This window comes from Gordonia sp. WA4-43 (assembly GCF_020520305.1).
Lineage (GTDB): Bacteria > Actinomycetota > Actinomycetes > Mycobacteriales > Mycobacteriaceae > Gordonia > Gordonia hongkongensis.
The window spans coordinates 5,391,374-5,412,186 of sequence record NZ_CP084736.1; the positions used below are offsets into that span (position 1 = coordinate 5,391,374).

Consider the following 20,813-nt stretch of genomic DNA (forward strand, 5'->3'; position numbering starts at 1 on the left):
ATCGGACAGGGTGAGTGGTGTGTCTCGGAAACAGGCGACTGGTCTCCGGCGTTCGATCGGCGCCTGGCTGCGTTGTCGTCGGTCGAGATAGCTCCGCTATCGCTCCCTCCTCCGCCTTGCCAGCTCACCGATCGCTCCACCGGATACCGGCCACCTCTTTCCGAGACACACCACTAGCATCGGGAAATGCAGTCGAGCGACGCCACCCGCGGCCAGAACGCGGGCACCGACGAGATGGTCACCGCCCGCCCGTGGGCCGCGATGCTGGCGCTCTGCGTGGGCTTCTTCATGATCCTCGTCGACATGACGATCGTGGCCGTGGCCCAGCCGCGTATCCAGGCCGACCTCGACACGAATGTCAACGGCGTCGTCTGGGTCACCAGTGCGTACCTGCTCACCTACGCGGTGCCGCTGCTGATCACCGGTCGCCTGGGTGACAAGTTCGGCCCCAAGACGATGTACCAGCTCGGTCTGGCGGTCTTCACCGCGGCCAGCCTCTGGTGCGGCCTGTCGTCGTCGATCGGTGAGCTGATCGCGGCCCGCGGTCTGCAGGGTGTCGGCGCCGCCCTCATCACCCCGCAGACGATGGCGCTGATCACTCGCATCTTCCCGGCCGAGAAGCGCGGCGCCGCAATGGGCGTGTGGGGCACGGTCGCCGGCGTGGCGACCCTCGTCGGTCCGTTGCTCGGCGGCGTGCTGACCGACGCGTTCGGCTGGGAGTGGATCTTCTTCATCAACCTGCCCGTCGGCCTCGCCGGTCTCGTCCTCGCGGCCGTTCTCGTCCCGCGGGTGAGCACGAACGACCACCAGTTCGACTGGATCGGGGTCGGCCTGTCCGCGGTGGGGCTGTCCGCGTTGGTGTTCGGCATCCAGGAGGGGGAGACCTTCGACTGGGATACCTGGATCTGGCTGCTCATCGTCGGCGGAGTCGTGGTCCTGGGGGTCTTCGTCTACTGGCAGTCCCGCATCCGCACCGAGCCCCTGGTCCCGTTGTCGCTGTTCCGCGACCGTAACTTCTCGCTGTCGACCATCGGCATCGCGTCGATGGGCTTCGCCGTGTCGGCGATGATGATCCCCCTGACGTTCTTCCTCCAGCTCGTCGGCGGGATGTCGCCGACGGAGTCGGCGGTCGTTCTGGTGCCGATGGCGGTGCTGACCGGTGTCCTGGCTCCGATCGTGGGCCGGGTGGTCGATCGCGTCCACCCGCGCACGATCGTGTCCTCGGCACTGCTGCTGAACGCGATCGCCATCGCGTGGTTGGGCTTCGTCGCCCGCCCGGAGACCCCGGTCTGGTTGATCGTGATTCCGTTGTGCCTGATGGGTGTGGCCTCGGCCGGTATCTGGGCGCCGCTGGCCGCGACCGCCACCCGCAATCTGCCGTGGCATCAGGCCGGGGCCGGGGCCGGCGTCTACAACACCCTGCGGGTCATCGGTTCGGTTCTCGGCTCCGCCATGATCGGAGCGCTTCTGCAGACCCGGCTGGCGGCCGAGCTGCCCGGCGTCGACGCCGAGAACGCCCAGGACGGTGCGGCCGGGCAACTGCCGGAGTTCCTGCGCGAGGGGTTCGCGACCGCCATGGGGCAGTCGCTCTACCTGCCCGCGGCCGCGCTGCTGATCGGCGTCGTGGCGACCTTCTTCTTCGTCCGGCCCGCGCATCAGACGGTCCCACCGCAGGTCGTCGACCCGTACGCGGTGGGCGCCGACGCCGGTCGGTCCGAGTCGGTGCCGGGGTCGACGGCGTAGGCGAGCGCGCGTCCCACGATTTGTCGGCACCCGACCGTAAGGTTGCGCCCATGCGGATCGTGCACACCTCCGACTGGCACCTGGGCCGGACGTTCCACGGGGTCGAGCTGCTCGCCGACCAGCGTCGCGCACTGTCGCATCTGGCCGCACTGGTCGCCGCGGAGTCGGCCGACGCCGTCATCGTCGCCGGTGACGTGTACGACCGGTCCGTCCCGTCCGCCGACGCGGTCCGCGTGTACGACGAGGGCCTGGCCGAGATCGCCGCTGCGGGAGCGCAGATCGTCGTCACCTCGGGCAATCACGACTCGCCCACCCGCCTCGGTGCGGGGTCGGGATTCGCCGCCGCCGGTGGCCTGCATCTGCGGACCTCGATCGCCGACATCGACCGTCCGGTCATCCTGTCGGACGCCCACGGAGACGTCGCGTTCTACGGCATCCCCTATCTCGAACCCGACACCGCGCGACGCCACCTCGGCGTCGAGTCGATCGGCGGGCACACCGCTGTCCTCGACGCCGCCATGACTCGCGTCCGCACCGATCTGGCTGCGCGCCGGGTTCGGTCCGTGGTCGTCGCCCACGCCTTCGTCAGCGGGGCCGCGGCCTCCGGTTCGGAGCGCTCGATCAGTGTCGGCGGGGTGGAAACGGTTCCCGCCGAGACGTTCTCGGGCGCCGACTACGTCGCCCTCGGGCATCTGCACTCGCCGCAACGTGTCACCGACACGGTCCGTTACAGCGGTTCGCTGCTGCCGTACTCCTTCGGTGAGCGAACCCACCGGAAGGCGGCCCTGGTGGTGGATCTCGACGCCGACGGCGTCGCCGAGGTCCGCGCACACGAGCTGCCCGTCGTCCGCGAACTGAGCTCTCTCACCGGCGTTCTCGGCGACCTGCTGACCGACGAAAGGTACGCCGCGGCGCAGGACCACTACGTCGAGGTGACGCTGACCGACCCGGTCCGCCCGACCGACGCGATGCGTCGGCTGCGCGAGCGGTTCCCGTTCGCGGTCCATGTGCAGTGGGAGCGGCCGCATTCCGGCTCCGGCGTCGACTACCGTTCCCGCGTGCGCGGCCGGACCGACGCCGAGATCGTTGCATCGTTCATCGAGGACGTACGCGACGAGCCGACGAAGGGGGAGCGGGTGCTCCTCGAACGCGCACTCCGCGCCGTGGTCGGCGAACCCGAATCGGATGCGGCCGAACTGACCCTGTTCGACATCGAGGCGATCGTCGCGGAGTCCGCATGAGGCTGCACCGTCTGCGCGTCCGGGCCTTCGGTCCGTTCGCCGACGAGATCACGGTCGACTTCGACGACCTCGGCGGTGACGGACTGTTCCTGCTGCACGGCCAGACCGGCGCCGGCAAGACCACGGTCCTCGACGCGGTCGCCTTCGCACTGTTCGGTCGGGTACCGGGCGTGCGCGACACCAACCGGCGCCTGCACTCGGATCACGCTGCGGCCGAGGACATCCCGGAGGTCGAACTCGAGGCGACGATCGCGTCCCGCCGACTCCGGATCACGCGGTCGCCCGAACACGAACGACCCAAGAAGCGCGGCGACGGCACCCGCAAGGTGAACGCTCGGGCGACGCTCGTGTGGGTCGACGGATCCGGACCCGACCTGACCCGCATCCCCGAGATCGGCGACGCCGTGGTCCGGCTGCTGGGGATGAGTGCCGATCAGTTCTTCCAGGTGGTCCTGCTGCCGCAGGGCGACTTCGCCCGATTCCTGCGCGCGCACTCCGATGAGCGGGAAGCGCTGCTGGAGCGGTTGTTCGACACCGAGCGGTTCGGTGACCTCGAGGAGTGGTTGCGTGACCGCGCGCGGGAGAGCGCGGCGAAGCTGACCGAACAGACCGCCGTGCTCGACCGGGTCGCCGGTCAGATCGTGGCGGTGGGCGGGGTCGAACCGACCGCCGAACCCGACTTCGACTGGGCGCAGGAATGTCTCGAGCGTGCGCGCACCGCCGCGGAGCGCATGCGCCTCGAGTCAGGTGCGGCGCAGGCCGCGGCCGACCAGACGCAGGCCGCGTACGAGAGCGGGAGCCGGCTCGCCGAGCTGCGTCGCCGGGGGCGTGCGGCCACCGAGCGACTCGCACGGCTCGCGGACGGCGAAGCCGCTCTGAGCGCGGCGGCACAGGCTCGTCGGCAGGCCCTGCAGGCGGCGCCCATCGTGCCGCTCGCCGACGACGCCGACCGTGTCACTCGCGAACTCACGGTCGCCGAGCAGGCCGTCACGCGTGCGCACGCAGAGCTGTGCGCGCTGCCGGAGGGTGAGTCTCTGTGCGCCGGCGGGTCAGACGAGGATCTCGACGCACGCCTGGATGCGGCGATCGACCGCTGGACCGAGGAGTCGGGGCGGTGGGAGCCCCTCGCCGAACGCGTCGCGCAGCGGCCGGCTCTGGTCGCCGAGATCCAGACCCTGAACTCGGCGATCGTCGAGGCGGACCGCCGCACTGCCCAGACCCGGACCCTGCTCGACGCCGCGCCGGGCCGTCGCGCCGAGGCCGTCGCCGCACTGGCGGAAGCGGGGGAGTTGCGGATGCAGGCTCCGAAACTCCGGGCCGAGCGCGACGCACTCCGCCGCGTACGCGACGCACTCACCGACCGGGACGCGGTGCTGGTCCGGCTCGCGACCGCCGAGAAGGAGTTGCTCGACGCCCGCGACGCCCATGCCGCTGCGCGGGAGCGCGTGCTCGACGCCCGCGAGCGTCGCCTCGCCGGGATGGCAGTGGAACTGGCGGGCGGGCTCGTCGAGGGTGAACCCTGCGTCGTGTGTGGTTCAGTGACGCACCCTCGACCGGCCACCGACGACGGCGACGCCCCGGCGTCCGAGGTCACAGCCAACGAAGACGCGGCAGCGGCCGCCGAGGAGCGGGCGAGCGCGATCAAGGCCATCGCGCAATCCGCGGTGGCGGCTCTCGTCGAACGCCGTACGCATCTCGACGCCGTGATCGGTGGTGCTCGTTCCGACGCCGTCGACGCCGACCTCGCCCGGGTGGGCGCCGAACTGGCTGCCGCGGAACGTGCCGCGTCGCGACTCCCAGCGCTGCAGACGGCGGTCGATCGGATCGACGCCGAGGTCGATGGGTGGCGCACCACCCTCGCCGACGACGAGTCGGCCCAGTCCGCCCGTCGCGAGCGGGTGACCGCGTTGCGGCAGAACCTCACCGAGCTCGATGAGGCCGTCCGGGAGGCAACCGGCGGCCGCGGCGGGGTCGCCGAGCGGCGCCGTGAACTCGCCGAGCTGGTCCGTCGCACCCGTCGTCACCGGAACGCCCGGCAAGAAGCCGCGCGAGCGCGGGACCGGGTCGCCGAGGCGACCGATCGATTGTCCGCGGCGTGTGCCGACGCCGGGTTCGACGATGTCGCCGCCGTCCGAGCGGCATTCGCCCCGGACAAGCAGATCGCGGCGTGGGACACGTTGCTGCAGGAGGCCGCCAGTCTGCGCGCCGCTGCCGAGGAGACCCTCGCCGACGAGGATGTGCGCGCCGCGATGTCGACTCCGGAGCCGGATGTCGAACAGCTCACCGCAGACCGTGACGCCGCCCGCCGCCGCCTCGACACCGCCGCGAAGGAACACGCCGTGGCCGGCCGGCAGGCGGCCGACCTCCAGGAGTACGTCACCCACTTCTGGGAGGCCCTCGACTCCCTGGCGCCTCTGCAGGAACGTCACGCCGAACTCCAGGGACTCGCCGAATTGGTCAGCGGGCGCGGACAGAACGCACGCCGGATGTCGCTGCGGTCCTACGTGCTGGCCGCGCGTCTCGACGAGGTCCTCGTCGCCGCGTCGGGTCGTCTCCGCGAGATGTCCTCCGGGCGTTACGAATTCGTGCACACCGACGCCGCGGGTGTCCGGGGCCGGCGTGGCGGCCTCGGTATCGAGGTCCGCGACGAGTACACCGGCGCGCTCCGCCCGACGACGACGCTGTCCGGCGGCGAGACCTTCTTCGCATCGCTGGCCCTCGCACTCGGACTCGCCGACGTCGTCTCCGCGGAGTCGGGCGGGCGGGTGCTCGACACCATCTTCATCGATGAGGGTTTCGGCACCCTCGATCCCGAGGCGCTCGACCTCGTCATGGGGGTCCTGGATGACTTGCGGGCCGGCGGGCGTGTCGTCGGCGTGGTGAGTCACGTCGACGAACTCCGCGCACGAATTCCGGCCCAGCTGCACGTCCTCCGCGGCGAGCACGGGTCGTCGGTCCGAGTGCAGAGCCCGCTCGGCGTGTCCTGAGCTGCCGATTGGGATGTCGACGGATCGGTGCGCTAGGCTGAGTCCCGCCCGATGAGCCCCCGTAGCTCAGGGGATAGAGCGTCTGCCTCCGGAGCAGAAGGCCATAGGTTCGAATCCTATCGGGGGCACCAGTAGCACTGACCGGCGTAGCCGTTCTTCCCGGGAGTCTCCGGGGCCCGATCCCATAATCCCTGGCCTCCGCGCTGAACAGGTGGGCTTGGCGGGGTATGTGCCATTGTCAGGCGGCTTCTGCCGCGTTCAGCAATAGGTATCGGATACCGATACCTATTGCTGAACCGAGCAGCCCGGAGGATGTTCCCTCACACGTACGGCTCTCCCGGCGCCTCCATGCCTGATGCGGTCCGCCACCGGCACGCGGCGCTGGGCAGCAGCGTGCCACAGCCCCGGCGTGATCGCCACAGTTCCACGCGCACGCGGTGCTGATCTGCCTCAACTCGCCGGCAACTCGATGCGCCGCAACGGATCACCGCCGTCGACAAGCAGCACTCCGCCCGGACGCAGCGCCCGGGCCACGGCCCCCACGGCCGCGTCGTAGAGATCGGGGTGTCGCCCGTCTAGTGCGCCGACGCGCAGTGCGAACGCCACGTCGAACGGGATGCGCGCGCCGAGGTCGAAGTCCTCGATGGCGCTGCAGTCGAAGTCGAGTCGGTCCGGACCGAAGCCGCCGGCGATCGCGGCCCGGCGGGCGGCGTTCACGGCTTGAGGCGACCGATCGATGCCGAGTACGAAGCCGTCGGGTCCCACCCGGCGCGCCACCTCGCGTGCTGCCGGCCCGGGCCCGCAGCCGATCTCGAGGACTCGCAGACCAGGGGCCAGTGGCAACGCGTCGACCGCGGCCGCGAGGCGTGGTGAGAGCATGCCGCCATCATCGCCGTTCGGAGAGCCGCGTGGCCCGACCGAACTTGCTCACCTCACCGGCGTGCCCGCCGTGCGGGGCGCTCAGTTCAGCGGAAGTGGTTGTGCGCCACGCAGGGCCAGCATCTGGGTGATGATGGCGATCTCCTTGTCCTGGGTCCGTTTCATGCTCGACGCCAGGTCGCGGACGTAGGCCTGCTCGACGTTGGCCGGGTCGGCGGCGTATTCCATCATGTGCAGACCGCCCTCGTGGTGACGCAGCATCAGCTGGAGGAACCGGATGTCGACCTCGGGACCCCGCATCGCGCGGAACTGTTGCATCTCCGCCGACGTCGCCATCCCGGGCATCGGCGGCTGTTCTGCGTCGGAGTCCGCGGCACCTGAGGCGGGTGCGGACATGTCCCCGTGATCCATGTCCCCGTGGTCCATGTACCCGTGGTCCGAACTGCCGTCGCCACCGTGGCCGTGATCGTGACCGCCGGCGGAGTGATCCGCGGGATCGGAGTGGTCGTGTCCGTCGGTCTCGGAACCGCCGTGGCCCATCCACGCCATGGTCGCGCCGGGGTTGGTGACGGGCTGACCCCATCGCGTCAGCCACGACTGCATCTGGCCGATCTCATTGCTCTGGGCGGTGAGGATGTCGAACGCCATGCTCCGCACCTCGGGGTCGGTGCCGTGTTCGAGTTCGATGGCGGCCAGTTCCACACCCTGCTCATGGTGGCGGGTCATGTCCTGCGCGAAGCCGACGGCCGCCGAGTTCGCAGCCGGGGAATCGTCGCCGGTGGAGTCGTCGGCGAGGCTCGCCTGGATCAGCAGTCCCAGGCCGAGACCGAACAGTAGGAGGGCGGCGCCGCCCAGGGCGAGCAGGATCCGTGGGCGCGACGACGGCTCGGCGGTGTCGTCCGGACCCTCGGGAGTCGTTGTCTCGTCCCGGGATTCGGGCTGGTCGCTGTTGTCGGTCATCGCTGGTCCTCGCCGATCTCGTCGGGGCGTGCGGCCCGGTCCGTTACCTGGTCTGCTGCTCGCTGGGAACCCGCGTCAGCCCGCGGGCTGCTGGTTGCCGCCATCCATCGGGACGGCGTCGGGGCCGGGCTCACCCTCGTCGGCCGGCGGGGGGTTCGACGGATCGAACCCGGGGATGGCGGTACAGGTGGCCTGGGTCTCGGGGTAGGCGGCGGTCTGCGGGTTCTCCGGGTAGACCCCGGGCATCATGTTGCGGCGCAGCGCGGTGATGAACTGGTTGACGCGCGGATCGCGGGCGGATTCGAGCTTGAGCTGGTGTCCCCAGCTCTGCAGCGACACCGGCTGGTCGAGTCCGGGGTAGGGCGAGAGGAACAGGTACTGCTCACCGCGGACGAGCTGCTTGAGGTAGTCGAGGTCCTCGGGTGAGATCGTGTCCGGGTTGTAGGTGATCCAGACCGCGCCGTGTTCGAGGGCGTGGACGGCATTCTCCGACCGCAACGGGTTCGGGTACACGACGCCGGTGCAGGTCGCCCAGATCTCATCGTGCGGTCCGCCGAACGGAGGCGACTGGTCGTAGGCGACACGCTGGGTCGCGGTGACGTGCCGCGCGGCCTCGTAGTAGCGCTTCGTGACACCCGGGATGTTCGCCGACGGATCGGGATTCTGCGGTGAGGGCACGAACTCGGACACCGTTTCCACGGCGAAGTCGTCCTTCTGTTCGGCCCGCCGCTCGTTGAACTTGGGGACGAGGTAGATCGCGAGTCCGGCGATGAGGCCGATGACCACCACGACGGCGCCGATCAGCATCCAGTCGACCTGACGTCCTGTCGCCGAGGGAACGGATCCTGCTCGCTTGCGGGACTTGGGGACGTTGGCCCCTGGTTTGCGCGCCATTGACTTCTTTCCTCATCCGACTGCGGGGGCCGAGCGGACCCGCGGGAGACCCGGCCCGCGCTCGGCGCACACGAGTGTACTGGTGGGCCCGATGGGTGGAGCAGGGTGCGATTGTCGGTGTAGTGGCCGCGGCCAATAGGATGGTGTCCTGTGACTCCCGCCGACCTGGCCGCGCTGCTGCGCGACGTGACCCTGACCGTGGTCCGCGACCGCGGACTGGACGAGAACCTGGTGCCCGACTCCATCGTCGTCGAGCGCCCCCGTCACGCTGACCACGGCGACTATTCCACCAACGTCGCCCTGCAGATGGGCAAGCGGCTCGGCGTGAACCCGCGGGAACTCGCCGGCTGGCTCGCGGAGGCGTTCGCCGCGGCCGAGGGTGTCGCGAAGGCCGAGATCGCCGGTCCCGGGTTCGTGAACCTCTGGCTCGGGGCCGCCGCGCAGAACACCGTCGTCGCGGCGGTGCTGGCCCGGGGTGCGGACTACGGCCGCGGAAACGAACTCGCCGGCTCGGTCATCAACCTCGAATTCGTGTCGGCCAATCCGACCGGACCGATCCACCTGGGCGGTACCCGCTGGGCGGCCGTCGGCGACGCGCTCGGCCGCGTGCTGGCCGCTCGCGGTGGTGCGGTCACGCGCGAGTACTACTTCAACGACCACGGTGCCCAGATCGACCGGTTCGCCCGGTCGCTGGAGGCCGCGGCCCTGGGCATTCCGACCCCGGAGGACGGCTACGCGGGCGACTACATCGCCGACATCGCCGCGAAGGTCGTCGAGACGGTCCCCGAGGTGCTGTCGCAGCCCGACGCCGACCGCCTCGAGACGTTCCGTTCGGTCGGGGTGGACCTGATGTTCACCCACATCAAGCAGAGCCTCCACGACTTCGGCACCGACTTCGACGTCTTCACCCATGAGGACAAGATGTTCGCCACCGGCCTCGTCGACGAGTGCATCGGCGAGCTCAAGGCCAACGGCAACCTGTACGAGAAGGACGGCGCGTGGTGGCTGCGGTCCACCGAGTTCGGTGACGACAAGGACCGTGTGGTCCTCAAGAGCGACGGCAACGCCGCCTACATCGCGGGCGACATCGCCTACTACCGTGACAAGCGCAACCGCGGCTTCAACCTGTGCATCTACATGCTCGGCGCCGATCACCACGGGTACATCAGCCGGCTCAAGGCCGCGGCGGCGGCGCTCGGCGACGACCCGGCCACCGTCGAGGTGCTGATCGGCCAGATGGTCAACCTCGTGCGCGACGGCACGCCGGTTCGTATGAGCAAGCGTGCCGGCACGGTCATCACGCTCGACGACCTCGTCGACGCGGTCGGCGTCGACGGCGCGCGCTATTCGCTGATCCGCTCGTCGGTCGACGTCAACATCGACATCGATCTCGACCTGCTCACCAAACAGTCCAACGACAACCCGGTGTACTACGTGCAGTACGCCCACGCGCGGATGTCCGCACTGGCCCGCAACGCCGCTGACCTCGGGGTCGTGTCGTCGCTGGACCATCTCGACCTGCTCGACGATCCCGCTGAGGGCGAATTGATCCGCACCATCGGCGATTTCGACGATGTCGTCGCGACCGCCGCCACGTTGCGCGAGCCGCACCGGGTCTGTCGCTACCTCGAGGTCCTCGCCGGCACCTACCACCGGTTCTATGCCAAGTGCCGTGTCCTGCCGCAGGGTGACGAGAAACCGGCGGACATCCACCGGGCCCGGCTCGCCCTGTGCGAGGCCACCCGTCAGGTCTTGGCCAACGGCCTGGGGCTCGTCGGCGTCACCGCGCCGGAGCAGATGTGAACGCCCACCCCGCCGGCCCCCGGCACGCCGAACTGCTGGCCGCACCCCATCTCGCCGAGCGTCCGAACGACCCGGCGGTGCTCGCCGCCATCCCCGCACAGGTGTGGCCGCGCAACGCATCCCGCGACGAATCGGGCGAGCTGCGGTTGGCCGGCGTGCCGGTGAGTCAGCTCGCCGAAGAGTTCGGGACGCCGGCGTTCGTCGTGGACGAGGCCGACTTCCGGTCGCGCTGCCGGGACATGATGGCGGCGTTCGGCCCGTACGGGCGAGTGCACTACGCGTCGAAGGCGTTCCTGAGCACCGAGATCGCGCGCTGGGTCGACGACGAGGGGCTGTCCCTGGACGTCTGCAGCGGCGGTGAACTCGCCATCGCACTGCGCGCCGGTTTCCCGCCGGAGCGAATCGCATTGCACGGCAACAACAAGAGCGTCGACGAGCTGCGCGCTGCGGTCGACGCCGGGATCGGGCACGTCGTCCTCGACTCGATGATCGAGATCGATCGGCTCGACGCGATCGCCCACGAACGCGGTGTCGTCGCCGACGTGCTGGTGCGCGTGACCGTCGGTGTCGAGGCGCACACCCACGAGTTCATCTCGACCGCACACGAGGACCAGAAGTTCGGATTCTCGCTCGCCGGTGGGATCGCGATGGAAGCCATCCGGCGGGTCTTCGCGACCGACAACCTCAGGCTCGTGGGTCTGCACAGCCACATCGGGTCGCAGATCTTCGACATGGACGGATTCGAGCTGGCCGCCCACCGGGTGCTCGGACTGCTCCGCGACGTCGTCGGCGAGTTCGGTGTCGAGAAGACCGCGCAGATGTCGGTCGTCGATCTCGGTGGCGGACTGGGGATCTCGTACCTCCCCGAGGAACGCCCGCTGCCGGTGCAGAAGGTGGCGGAGACGCTCGCGGCGATCGTCGAGCGGGAGTCGGCAGCGCTCGGGCTGCCCATGCCGACCATCGCCGTCGAACCGGGCCGCGCCATCGCCGGCCCGGGCACGATCACGCTGTATCGCGTCGGCACCGTGAAGGACGTCGCACTCGGCGGCGGCGCCGTACGACGCTACGTCTCCGTCGATGGCGGCATGAGCGACAACATCCGCACCGTTCTCTACGACGCCGAATACGACGTCCGGCTCGTCTCCCGGGTGTCGGAGGCCCGTGCGGTGGTGTGCCGGGTCGTCGGAAAGCATTGCGAGAGCGGCGACATCGTGATCAAGGACTGTTGGCTGCCGGAGGATCTCGGACCCGGCGACCTGATCGCGGTGGCGGCCACCGGTGCTTACTGCTACTCGATGTCGAGCCGCTACAACATGACCATGAGACCGCCCGTGGTGGCGGTGGCCGACGGGAACGCCCGGCTGCTGCTGCGCCGGGAGACCATCGACGACTTCCTCAGCCTGGAGGTGGGCCTGTGACCGGATCAGTGCAGAACACAAGCGGCGCAACCGATGCGGACTCGCGCACCATCGGTGTCGCGGTGCTCGGCATGGGCAATGTCGGTGCCGAGGTGGTGCGCATCATCACCGACAACGCCGACGACCTCCGGGCGCGCGTCGGGGCTCCCGTGGAGATCCGCGGCGTCGCGGTGCGGGATCTCGGCCGTCCCCGCAAGATCGCGCAGGATCTCCTGACCGACGACCCGGCAGCACTCGTCGCGCGCGACGACGTCGACATCGTCGTGGAGTTGATGGGCGGCATCGACCCGGCCCGCGGTCTGATCCGGTCGGCGCTCGAGAGCGGCAAGTCGGTGGTGACGGCGAACAAGGCGCTCCTCGCCGAATACACCGGCGAACTCGCGACCGCCGCGGCAGATGCCAAGGTGGACCTCTACTTCGAGGCCGCGGTCGCCGGCGCCATCCCGGTCATCCGTCCGCTGATGCAGTCGCTGGCCGGCGACACCGTCGAGCGGGTCAACGGCATCGTCAACGGCACCACCAACTTCATCCTCTCCGCGATGGACGAGACGGGCGCCGACTACGCCGACACCCTCGCCGAGGCCGGCCGCCTCGGATATGCCGAAGCCGATCCGACGGCCGACGTCGAGGGCTACGACGCCGCGGCCAAGGCGGCGATTCTCGCCTCGATCGCCTTCCACACGCGGGTCACGGCGGCCGATGTGCACCGCGAGGGCATCTCCTCGGTCACGTCCGCGGACCTGGTCGCGGCCAAGAAGTTCGACTGCACGATCAAACTGCTCTCGATCTGCGAGCGCGTCCGCGACGCCAATGGCGCGCAACGGATCTCGGCGCGCGTGTACCCCGCGCTGATTCCGCTGACCCACCCGCTGGCGACCGTGAACGGCGCGTTCAACGCCGTCGTCGTGGAAGCCGAGAACGCCGGGCGGCTGATGTTCTACGGGCAGGGTGCCGGGGGATCGCCGACGGCATCCGCGGTTCTCGGCGACATGGTCATGGCCGCCCGCAACCGCGTGCACGGCGGGCGCGGACCGCTCGAGTCGACCTACGCCTCCCTGCCCGTCGCCCCGATCGACGACGTGTTCACGCGGTATTACGTCTCGATGCGGGTGGCCGACAAGCCCGGCGTGCTGGCGCAGGTCGCGGGGGAGTTCTCGAAGCGGTCGGTCAGCATCGCCGCGGTGCGCCAGGAGGGCGCGGGCGACGACGCCCGCCTGATCCTGGTCACCCACCGCGCCCCCGACCGAGCTCAATCGGATTGTGTTGCGGCGCTTGAAGACATGGACGCCGTCATCAAGGTGTCGAGTGTGTTGCGATTGGAAGGTACCGATGACTGAAGCGACTTCTACGCCTGTGCACCGCGCGTGGCCGGGCCTCATCGAGGCCTACCGGTCGCGGTTGCCCGTCGCCGACGACTGGAAGGTCGTCACGCTGCTCGAGGGTGGCACCCCGCTGATCAGTGCGCCGCATCTGTCGTCGCTGACGGGTTGCGACGTCTACCTCAAGGTGGAGGGCCTCAACCCCACCGGTTCGTTCAAGGACCGCGGCATGACGATGGCCGTCAGCAACGCGGTCAACAACGGCAAGACCGCGGTCCTGTGCGCATCCACGGGCAACACCTCGGCATCGGCCGCCGCATACGCCACCCGGGCCGGGATCACCTGCGCCGTCCTGATCCCGCAGGGCAAGATCGCGATGGGCAAGCTCGCTCAGGCGGTCATGCACGGCGCCAAGATCATCCAGGTCGAGGGCAACTTCGACGACTGTCTCGAACTCGCGCGCAAGGCGACCGCCGAGTTCACCGAGATCGAACTCGTGAACTCGGTCAACCCGGCGCGGATCGAGGGTCAGAAGACCGCCGCCTTCGAGATCGTCGACGTGCTGGGCCGTGCCCCCGAGGTCCACGCTCTGCCGGTCGGCAACGCGGGCAACATCACCGCGTACTGGAAGGGCTACAAGGAGTATCACGCCGACGGCGTCTCGTCGTCGGTGCCGCGCATGCTCGGTGTCCAGGCCGCGGGCGCCGCGCCGCTGGTGAACGGCGCGCCGGTGAAAGACCCGGAGACCGTCGCCACCGCCATCCGCATCGGTTCCCCGGCCAGCTGGAACCAGGCCGTCGCCGCGAAGGACGAGTCGAACGGACAGTTCCTGGCGGCCACCGACGAGAAGCTGCTCGAGGCCTACCGACTCGTCGCCGGCAAGGAAGGCGTGTTCGTCGAGCCGGCGTCGGCGGCCAGCGTCGCGGGTCTGCTCGCCGCAAGTGCCGACGGTTGGATCGAGCGGGGCTCGACCGTGGTGTGCACGGTCACCGGCAACGGTCTCAAGGACCCCGACACCGCGCTGGCGGGCATCCCGGCGGTCGAGGCCATTCCGGTGGACCCGGTGGCGGTCGCGAATGCTCTCGGTGTCGGCTGACGGGGCCGGGTCCGCGGCGGCTGCCGCGGGTACGGTGCCGGTAGGGCTGTCGACGAGGGTCCGCGTGCCCGCCTCCAGTGCCAACCTGGGGCCCGGATTCGACTGTCTCGGAATAGCTCTCGGAATCTACGACGAGGTGATCGTCGAGACCGTCCCGGATGGCGTCACCCTCGAGGTCGAGGGTGAGGGCGCCGATGCCGTGCCCCGCGACGACTCGCACCTCGTGGTGCGGGCGCTCACCCGCGGACTGGCACACGCCGGGCTGCGGGCCCCCGGTCTGACATTGCGCTGCGTCAACCGGATCCCGCATTCCCGGGGTCTGGGTTCGTCCGCCGCCGCCGCGGTGTCGGGTCTCGCCGCCGCATCGGGCCTGATCTCGGCCGCGGGCCTCGGTCCGGGGCTCTCGCCCGACGAACTGGTACAGCTGTCCAGCGAATTCGAGGGCCACCCCGACAACGCGGCGGCGAGCGTGCTCGGCTCGGCGGTCGTCACGTGGACCGAATCGGCCGACGGCGTCGCCTCGTATCACGCGCACCGTCTCCCGGTGCACCCCGACATCTACGCGACGGTTTTCGTGCCCGACACCGAGTCGTCGACGTCGTTCACCCGCGGGCTGCTCCCGGATTCGGTCCCGCGCGCCGACGCCGTGTTCAACCTGAGCCGGTCGGCCCTCGCCGTCGTCGCGCTGACCACCGATCCGCGCAACCTCATGGCCGCGTCCCAGGATCGACTGCACCAGCCGTACCGGGCGTCGGCGATGGCGCCGACGCACGATCTGGTCAGCGCGCTGCGTGCTCGGGGTCATGCCGCGACGGTGTCCGGAGCGGGACCGACCGTGCTGGTGCTCGGTACGGCGCCGGTGCCCGCCGAGATCCGTCAGCTGGCGCAGGGCCTCGGGTTCGACGCCCGGTCGGTTGCCGTCGCCGGCGGCGTCGAGATCACCGTCGGCTGATCGGCGTCGTCCGCACGACCGCCGGAGTGAATGCGCATTCATTTGGCGCTTCCGGCGTGTTGCCCCTATCATGCGAACGGGGTACCATATTCTGGTCTAGCCGCGCAGGCTTGTCCTGCCGCTTCTCATCCTTCACCGATCGGAGATGACCGGCTGTGGATCCGGGCCGGGGTCATGGATCTCTGTCGACGGTGCCGAAGCGCAGGTGTTTCCGGGCACGCTCGCAGCGGACCACACATTCTCACCGTCCACCGCGGACGGACTCCCTAGCGCACAGAAGCAGGGAAACGTAGACCTCACGCAGTTCTCGTCTGCGGGAGGAACGAAAGGACTTCCGTGACCGATACGGACCTGATCACCGCACCTGCCGAGCAGGAATCCTCGGGTTCGGCCGGCCCCGACTCGGGACGACCGGCCACCAAGACACGTGCACGAACCGGCCTGTCCGGCATGGTGCTCAGCGAACTGCGGACGGTCGCCGGTGAACTCGGCATCAAGGGCACCTCCGGGATGCGCAAGGGCGATCTGATCGCCGCGATCAAGGAGCGCCAGGCGGGTGGCGACGCCCCGGCCGCGAAGAGCGCTCCCGCCCGGTCGAAGGCCGGCACGTCGAAGCCGGCGACGAACGACGACCAACTGACCATCGGCGACTCCCCGGCAACGGCCAGGGCGGACACGACCGAGAAGAACGACGCCCCCCGTAGCGGCGCGCGCACCCAGCGCGGCACCGGCCGCAAGGCCGCCGCCGACGCACCGGCCGAGGCGTCGTCCACCGAGACCGCGAACGCCGACGCTTCGGGAACGAACAGCCCGGCAGCCACCCAGGCCGACGGCTCGAGGAACGGCGCCGACGCGGCGAAGTCCGAGGCCCAGGCCGGGGATGCACCCAAGGGCGGCAGCGCTTCCGAGGCCGACTCGTCGGAGACCGGTGCGGGACGCGAGCGACGCCGCGGCCGTGACGGCTCGGGCGAGGCCGCGGGTGACTCCGACGGCAACGACCAGCGCACTCGCCGCAACCGCAACCAGAACCGCGACAACCAGAATCGCGACGGGGGCCAGAACCGCGACGGGGGCCAGAATCGCGACAAGCAGAACCGCGACGGCAACCAGAACCGCGACGGAAATCAGAATCGTGACGGGGGCCAGAACCGCGACGGTGGTCAGGACGACGACGGCGAGGGCGGCGGTCGCCGTCGGGGTCGCCGGTTCCGTGAGCGTCGTCGCGGCCAGAATCGCGACACCCCGAACGAGCCGCAGGTGTCCGACGACGACGTGTTGCAGCCCGTCGCCGGCATCCTCGACGTGCTCGACAACTACGCCTTCGTGCGCACCTCGGGGTACCTCGCCGGTCCGAACGACGTCTACGTCTCGATGAACCTGGTCCGCAAGAACGGACTTCGACGCGGCGACGCGATCACCGGTGCGGTCAAGGTGCCGCGCGAGGGCGACCAACAGAACCAGCGCCAGAAGTTCAACCCGCTGGTGCGGCTGGACACCGTCAACGGCGGAGACGTCGAGACGGCCAAGCGTCGCCCCGAGTTCAACAAGCTCACCCCGCTGTACCCGAACCAGCGCCTGCGGCTGGAGACCACCCCCGAACGACTCGACACCCGTGTGATCGATCTGATCATGCCGATCGGCAAGGGGCAGCGCGCCCTGATCGTGTCGCCGCCGAAGGCCGGTAAGACGACGATCCTGCAGGACATCGCCAACGCGATCGCGACCAACAATCCCGAATGCCACCTCATGGTCGTCCTCGTCGACGAGCGTCCCGAGGAGGTCACGGACATGCAGCGTTCGGTGCGGGGTGAGGTCATCGCCTCGACCTTCGATCGGCCGCCGTCAGACCACACCTCGGTGTCCGAGCTCGCGATCGAGCGCGCCAAGCGACTCGTCGAGAGCGGGAAAGACGTTGTGGTGCTGCTGGACTCGATCACCCGTCTGGGTCGTGCGTACAACAACGCGTCGCCCGCGTCGGGTCGAATCCTGTCCGGTGGTGTCGATTCGACCGCGCTGTACCCGCCCAAGCGGTTCCTGGGTGCGGCACGCAACATCGAGAACGGCGGATCGCTGACGATCATCGCCTCGGCGCTCGTCGAGACCGGCTCCACCGGCGACACGGTGATCTTCGAGGAGTTCAAGGGCACCGGCAACGCCGAGCTCAAGCTCGACCGCAAGATCTCCGAGCGCCGGGTGTTCCCGGCGGTGGACGTCAACCTGTCGAGTACTCGTAAGGACGAGCTGCTGCTGTCGCCGGAGGAATTCTCCATCGTGCACAAGCTGCGTCGCGTGCTCTCGGGTCTCGACTCGCAGCAGGCCATCGACCTGCTGATCAGTCAGCTCAAGAAGACCAAGACGAACATCGAGTTCCTGATGACGGTGCAGAAGACCGCACCGGGCGGGAACAACGACGACTGAGTTCGTCCGGCATATCCCCGCTCCCTGAGGAGCGAGCTTGCGAGCGTCATATCCCCGCTCCCTGAGGAGCGAGCTTGCGAGCGTCACGAAGGGTCCTGGTGAGACGACGGGTTGCGAAGACCCTTCGTGACGCGCCCTCCGCAAGCTCCGGGCGCTCCTCAGGGAGCGGGGTTCGACGCGCCCTCCGCAAGCTCCGGGCGCTCCTCAGGGAGCGGGGTTGGACGCGCCCTCCGCAAGCTCCGGGCGCTCCTCAGGGAGCGGGGTTGGACGCGCCCTCCGCACGCTTCGGGTGCTCCTCAGGAGCAGGGGGCAGGTCGTTCTCTCGGCTTGGAGAAGCAGTGGGAGACGGTACGGGTGCGCGACTCGCGCGGTGTCCTCTCAGCCGGCGAGGTCGGCCGCCAGGTGTTGCCACGCCTGCGCACACGGCGGTGCGACGGCCCCGGTCTGGGTGACGATCAGCGCGCACTCGCCTCCGCGGCTGTAGATCTCGAGTGATCCCGTGCGGTCCCACACCCCGCGGGGCCACGTCACCCAGCATTCGCCGACGAGGTCGAAGTTGATCATCACGCGGGCGCTGCCGGATGCCAGCACCATCTGGCCCCGATGCTCGCGGGCTCCGTCGAGACGGTCCTGGCGCATCTGGATGCATCCCGGCGCCGCCGTCGCGAAGGTCACGGTCATCCCCAGTCCCGCTGCGTGCTCGAGTGCGGCGATCACCGCACGTGTCTCGACGCGGACGGTACGCGCGCAGTCGAGATGGGGGAGGGCCGCCAGGCGGGCGACACCTCCGTCGGTGAGTACCGCGTCGAATTGTGCGACCTGATCGTCGTCGATCGAGGCGGACGGGTCCACGCACTGTGGCGCAGGCGAATCCACGAAGGGCCCATCAAGGACCGCGGCCGCGCCGGTGCAGGTCATCGCCTCGAACGCCAGCCGGTCGGAGTTCTCCGTCAGGTAGGTGGCGTGAGCGGTGTTGCCGCGGTGGTCGAACAGTCGCAGGGTCGGCGGAACGTGGGCGGCGGGATCGCTGAGCAACGCCGACGACAAGCGAGAGGGGTTGAGCCGCAGTGCGATCTGCTGCGAGTCGACACGAAGCGGACCGCCCACGGTCGTCGGGAGGTCATGGACTCCGACCGCGTTCATGATCACCGGACCGGCAACGGTCACGCCGACGACCTGGGCCAGGCCGGGCAGGCGCGCGGCGACCGCGGGGACGTCGTGATTCACCGAGGAGTCCGCGAATCCGGCTGTCCGCAGCAGGATCTCGAGATCGCTGCGGGCGTGCGGATGGTCCCCGGCGGAGTGGGTCATCTCAGTAGACGTCGCGTGAGTAGCGATTCTCCGCGCGCAGGCGATCGACGTACGCCGCGGCCTGGTCGGGCTCGAGACCACCGTGTTCGGCGACGATCTCGTGCAGCGCCGCGTCGACGTCGTCGGCCATCGTCGTGGCGTCGCCGCACACGTACAGATGCGCGCCGGCCTCGAGCCACGCGAACAGCTCACCGCCGTGTTCGCACATCCGGTCCTGGACGTAGATCTTGTGTTCCTGATCGCGGGAGAAGGCGAGGTCGAGCCGGTCGAGAAGCCCGTCGGTGACGAACCGGTCGAGCTCCTCGGCATAGAGGTAGTCGTGGCCGCGATGCTGGTCACCGAAGAACAGCCAGTTGCCGCCGGGTGCGCCGGCCGCGGCCCGCTCGTGCAGGAAACCGCGGAACGGGGCGATGCCGGTGCCCGGGCCGATCATGACGGCCGAGACGTCGTCGGCGGGCAGCCGGAACTTCTTGTTGGGGGAGATGAAGACGGGCACGGTGGCGCCGGGCGCGCAGCGGTCGGCCAGATGGGTGGAGCACACACCTCCGCGATCCCGGTCGGCGACGCGGTAGCGCACCGTGGCCATCGTGATGTGGACGGTGTCGCCGTGGACTCGCGGGCTCGACGAGATCGAGTACTCGCGGTGCGCGAGGGGACTCAACTCCTCGAGCAGTTCCTCGGGAGTCGGGGTGAAGGTCGGGTCCAGATCCAGCAGATCGAGGACGTCGAGTCCGTGGAGCCACGCGTCGAGTGCCTGCGGGTCTCCGGCGTCGAGAAGCCGGGTGAGTTCGGGGTGTCCGGTGCGTTCGGCGACGACCCGGACGAGGTACTTCGACGGCGCCCCGATCTCGTACCTGCTGGTCAGTGCCTCGCGCAGGGTATAGGTCGCCTTGCGGTCGGCGATGATCTCGTCGCCCACCGCACGCAGCCGGGCGAGCAGTAGATCGACCAGCGCGGGATCGTTCGTCGGAGCGATGCCGATGCCGTCGCCGGGCTCGTAGGTGATGCCGCTGTCGCCGAGATCGAGTTCGAGGTGCCGGACCTCCTTGGCCGATCCGGGACCGGAGATGAGCTCGTTCCGCACGACCGTCGCCGGGTAGGGATTGCGCCGGTTCCACTGCGATCGGGCCGTCTTGCCGGTACGACGGGCGGGGGAGGTCCGTGCGGTGTCGACTGTGAGGCTGCTGCCGGTGGAGGCGGCGTCGTACATCGAGGATTCCTTCGGGGACGGGGTGCGGGGGAGCGTGTGCCGCCGACAGGGCGGGCGACGCCACGGTACTACACTTAGGCAACCCTTACGAGGATCGCGATCTGCGTCACGTGCAGTGGAGTGCGGATGGCCGTGCCGGGAATGGATCCGAGCGGCCTGCCGTTGAGGCACCTGCGACCGCGGTGACCGGGATTTTTCCCGGGTGATGCCCCCGTGGCATACTGATCGGTCGAGTCCGGTTCCGGTTCACACCGTCGACAAGCGACGGTGACCCGGCGACCTCAGAAAGGGACAGTCAGACATGAAGCAGGGAATCCACCCCGAGTACGCGACGACCACCGTCGTCTGCGGCTGCGGCAACACCTTCGAGACCCGCAGCACCGCTGCCAACGGTCGGATCAACGTCGAGGTCTGCTCGCAGTGCCACCCGTTCTACACGGGCAAGCAGAAGATCCTCGACACCGGCGGCCGCGTTGCCCGGTTCGAGAAGCGCTACGGCAAGCGCGCCAAGTAGACCACGCTGCGACGCCCGCCCGACGATGTCGGGACGGGCGTCGCTGTGTTTTCCGGTCAGAGTTCTTC

At 69.5% G+C, this 20,813-nt stretch carries 15 protein-coding genes and 1 tRNA gene; 11 read left to right on the forward strand and 5 right to left on the reverse strand.

What is annotated here, in order from left to right:
* Positions 1-186 precede the first annotated feature (186 nt).
* The 4 genes from LEL84_RS24505 (at position 187) to LEL84_RS24520 (ending at position 6,102) form a co-directional block, all read left to right on the forward strand.
* Complete coding sequence (locus LEL84_RS24505) at positions 187-1,743, forward strand: MFS transporter (protein WP_226512998.1); 1,557 nt, start codon at positions 187-189, stop codon at positions 1,741-1,743.
* A gap of 50 nt (positions 1,744-1,793) precedes the next feature.
* Entirely contained in the window at positions 1,794-2,984 is a 1,191-nt protein-coding gene (locus LEL84_RS24510; protein WP_226512999.1) for an exonuclease SbcCD subunit D, read from the forward strand.
* Positions 2,981-5,971: an AAA family ATPase gene (locus LEL84_RS24515; protein ID WP_226513000.1), complete on the forward strand. Its 2,991-nt coding sequence runs from the start codon at positions 2,981-2,983 to the stop codon at positions 5,969-5,971. Before LEL84_RS24510 ends, LEL84_RS24515 begins: the two co-directional genes overlap by 4 nt.
* Before the next feature lie 55 nt (positions 5,972-6,026).
* Positions 6,027-6,102, forward strand: a tRNA-Arg gene (locus tag LEL84_RS24520).
* Positions 6,103-6,421: 319 nt separating this feature from the next.
* On the opposite strand, the gene LEL84_RS24525 is transcribed toward LEL84_RS24520, so the two are convergent.
* The 3 genes from LEL84_RS24525 to LEL84_RS24535 form a co-directional block, all read right to left on the reverse strand.
* Positions 6,422-6,850, reverse strand: a complete 429-nt coding sequence (locus LEL84_RS24525) for an SAM-dependent methyltransferase (protein ID WP_065632833.1) — start codon at positions 6,848-6,850, stop codon at positions 6,422-6,424.
* Positions 6,851-6,931: 81 nt separating this feature from the next.
* Positions 6,932-7,810 carry a DUF305 domain-containing protein gene (locus tag LEL84_RS24530; RefSeq protein WP_065632834.1) on the reverse strand — a complete coding sequence of 293 codons (879 nt, stop codon included), beginning with the start codon at positions 7,808-7,810 and terminating at the stop codon, positions 6,932-6,934.
* A gap of 75 nt (positions 7,811-7,885) precedes the next feature.
* Positions 7,886-8,704 (reverse strand): DUF3105 domain-containing protein, encoded by an 819-nt coding sequence (locus tag LEL84_RS24535; RefSeq protein WP_058252744.1) that lies wholly within the window; start codon positions 8,702-8,704, stop codon positions 7,886-7,888.
* A gap of 150 nt (positions 8,705-8,854) precedes the next feature.
* On the opposite strand from LEL84_RS24535, the gene argS reads away from it, so the two are divergent.
* The 6 genes from argS (at position 8,855) to rho (ending at position 17,710) form a co-directional block, all read left to right on the forward strand.
* Complete coding sequence (gene argS, locus LEL84_RS24540; RefSeq protein WP_226513001.1) at positions 8,855-10,507, forward strand: arginine--tRNA ligase; 1,653 nt, start codon at positions 8,855-8,857, stop codon at positions 10,505-10,507.
* Positions 10,504-11,925 (forward strand): diaminopimelate decarboxylase, encoded by a 1,422-nt coding sequence (gene lysA, locus LEL84_RS24545; RefSeq protein ID WP_226513002.1) that lies wholly within the window; start codon positions 10,504-10,506, stop codon positions 11,923-11,925. Before argS ends, lysA begins: the two co-directional genes overlap by 4 nt.
* Positions 11,922-13,262 carry a homoserine dehydrogenase gene (locus LEL84_RS24550; protein WP_226513003.1) on the forward strand — a complete coding sequence of 447 codons (1,341 nt, stop codon included), beginning with the start codon at positions 11,922-11,924 and terminating at the stop codon, positions 13,260-13,262. Before lysA ends, LEL84_RS24550 begins: the two co-directional genes overlap by 4 nt.
* On the forward strand, positions 13,255-14,340 hold the full coding sequence (thrC, locus tag LEL84_RS24555) for a threonine synthase (protein WP_226513004.1): 1,086 nt from the start codon (positions 13,255-13,257) through the stop codon (positions 14,338-14,340). Before LEL84_RS24550 ends, thrC begins: the two co-directional genes overlap by 8 nt.
* A complete protein-coding gene (gene thrB / locus LEL84_RS24560; RefSeq protein WP_226513005.1) occupies positions 14,321-15,292 on the forward strand; it encodes a homoserine kinase in 972 nt (323 codons plus the stop codon). Before thrC ends, thrB begins: the two co-directional genes overlap by 20 nt.
* A 336-nt stretch (positions 15,293-15,628) precedes the next feature.
* Positions 15,629-17,710: a transcription termination factor Rho gene (gene rho, locus LEL84_RS24565; RefSeq protein WP_226513006.1), complete on the forward strand. Its 2,082-nt coding sequence runs from the start codon at positions 15,629-15,631 to the stop codon at positions 17,708-17,710.
* A 378-nt stretch (positions 17,711-18,088) separates the two neighbouring features.
* Here rho and LEL84_RS24570 read toward each other — a convergent pair whose 3' ends face one another.
* Both LEL84_RS24570 and LEL84_RS24575 read right to left on the reverse strand, forming a co-directional pair.
* Positions 18,089-19,021, reverse strand: a complete 933-nt coding sequence (locus LEL84_RS24570) for a heme transporter (protein ID WP_065632840.1) — start codon at positions 19,019-19,021, stop codon at positions 18,089-18,091.
* A gap of 1 nt (position 19,022) precedes the next feature.
* Entirely contained in the window at positions 19,023-20,231 is a 1,209-nt protein-coding gene (locus tag LEL84_RS24575; RefSeq protein ID WP_226513007.1) for a sulfite reductase subunit alpha, read from the reverse strand.
* Between the two features lie 301 nt (positions 20,232-20,532).
* Between LEL84_RS24575 and rpmE the strand changes: the two genes are divergently transcribed.
* Entirely contained in the window at positions 20,533-20,745 is a 213-nt protein-coding gene (gene rpmE, locus LEL84_RS24580; RefSeq protein WP_010842972.1) for a 50S ribosomal protein L31, read from the forward strand.
* Positions 20,746-20,813 lie beyond the last annotated feature (68 nt).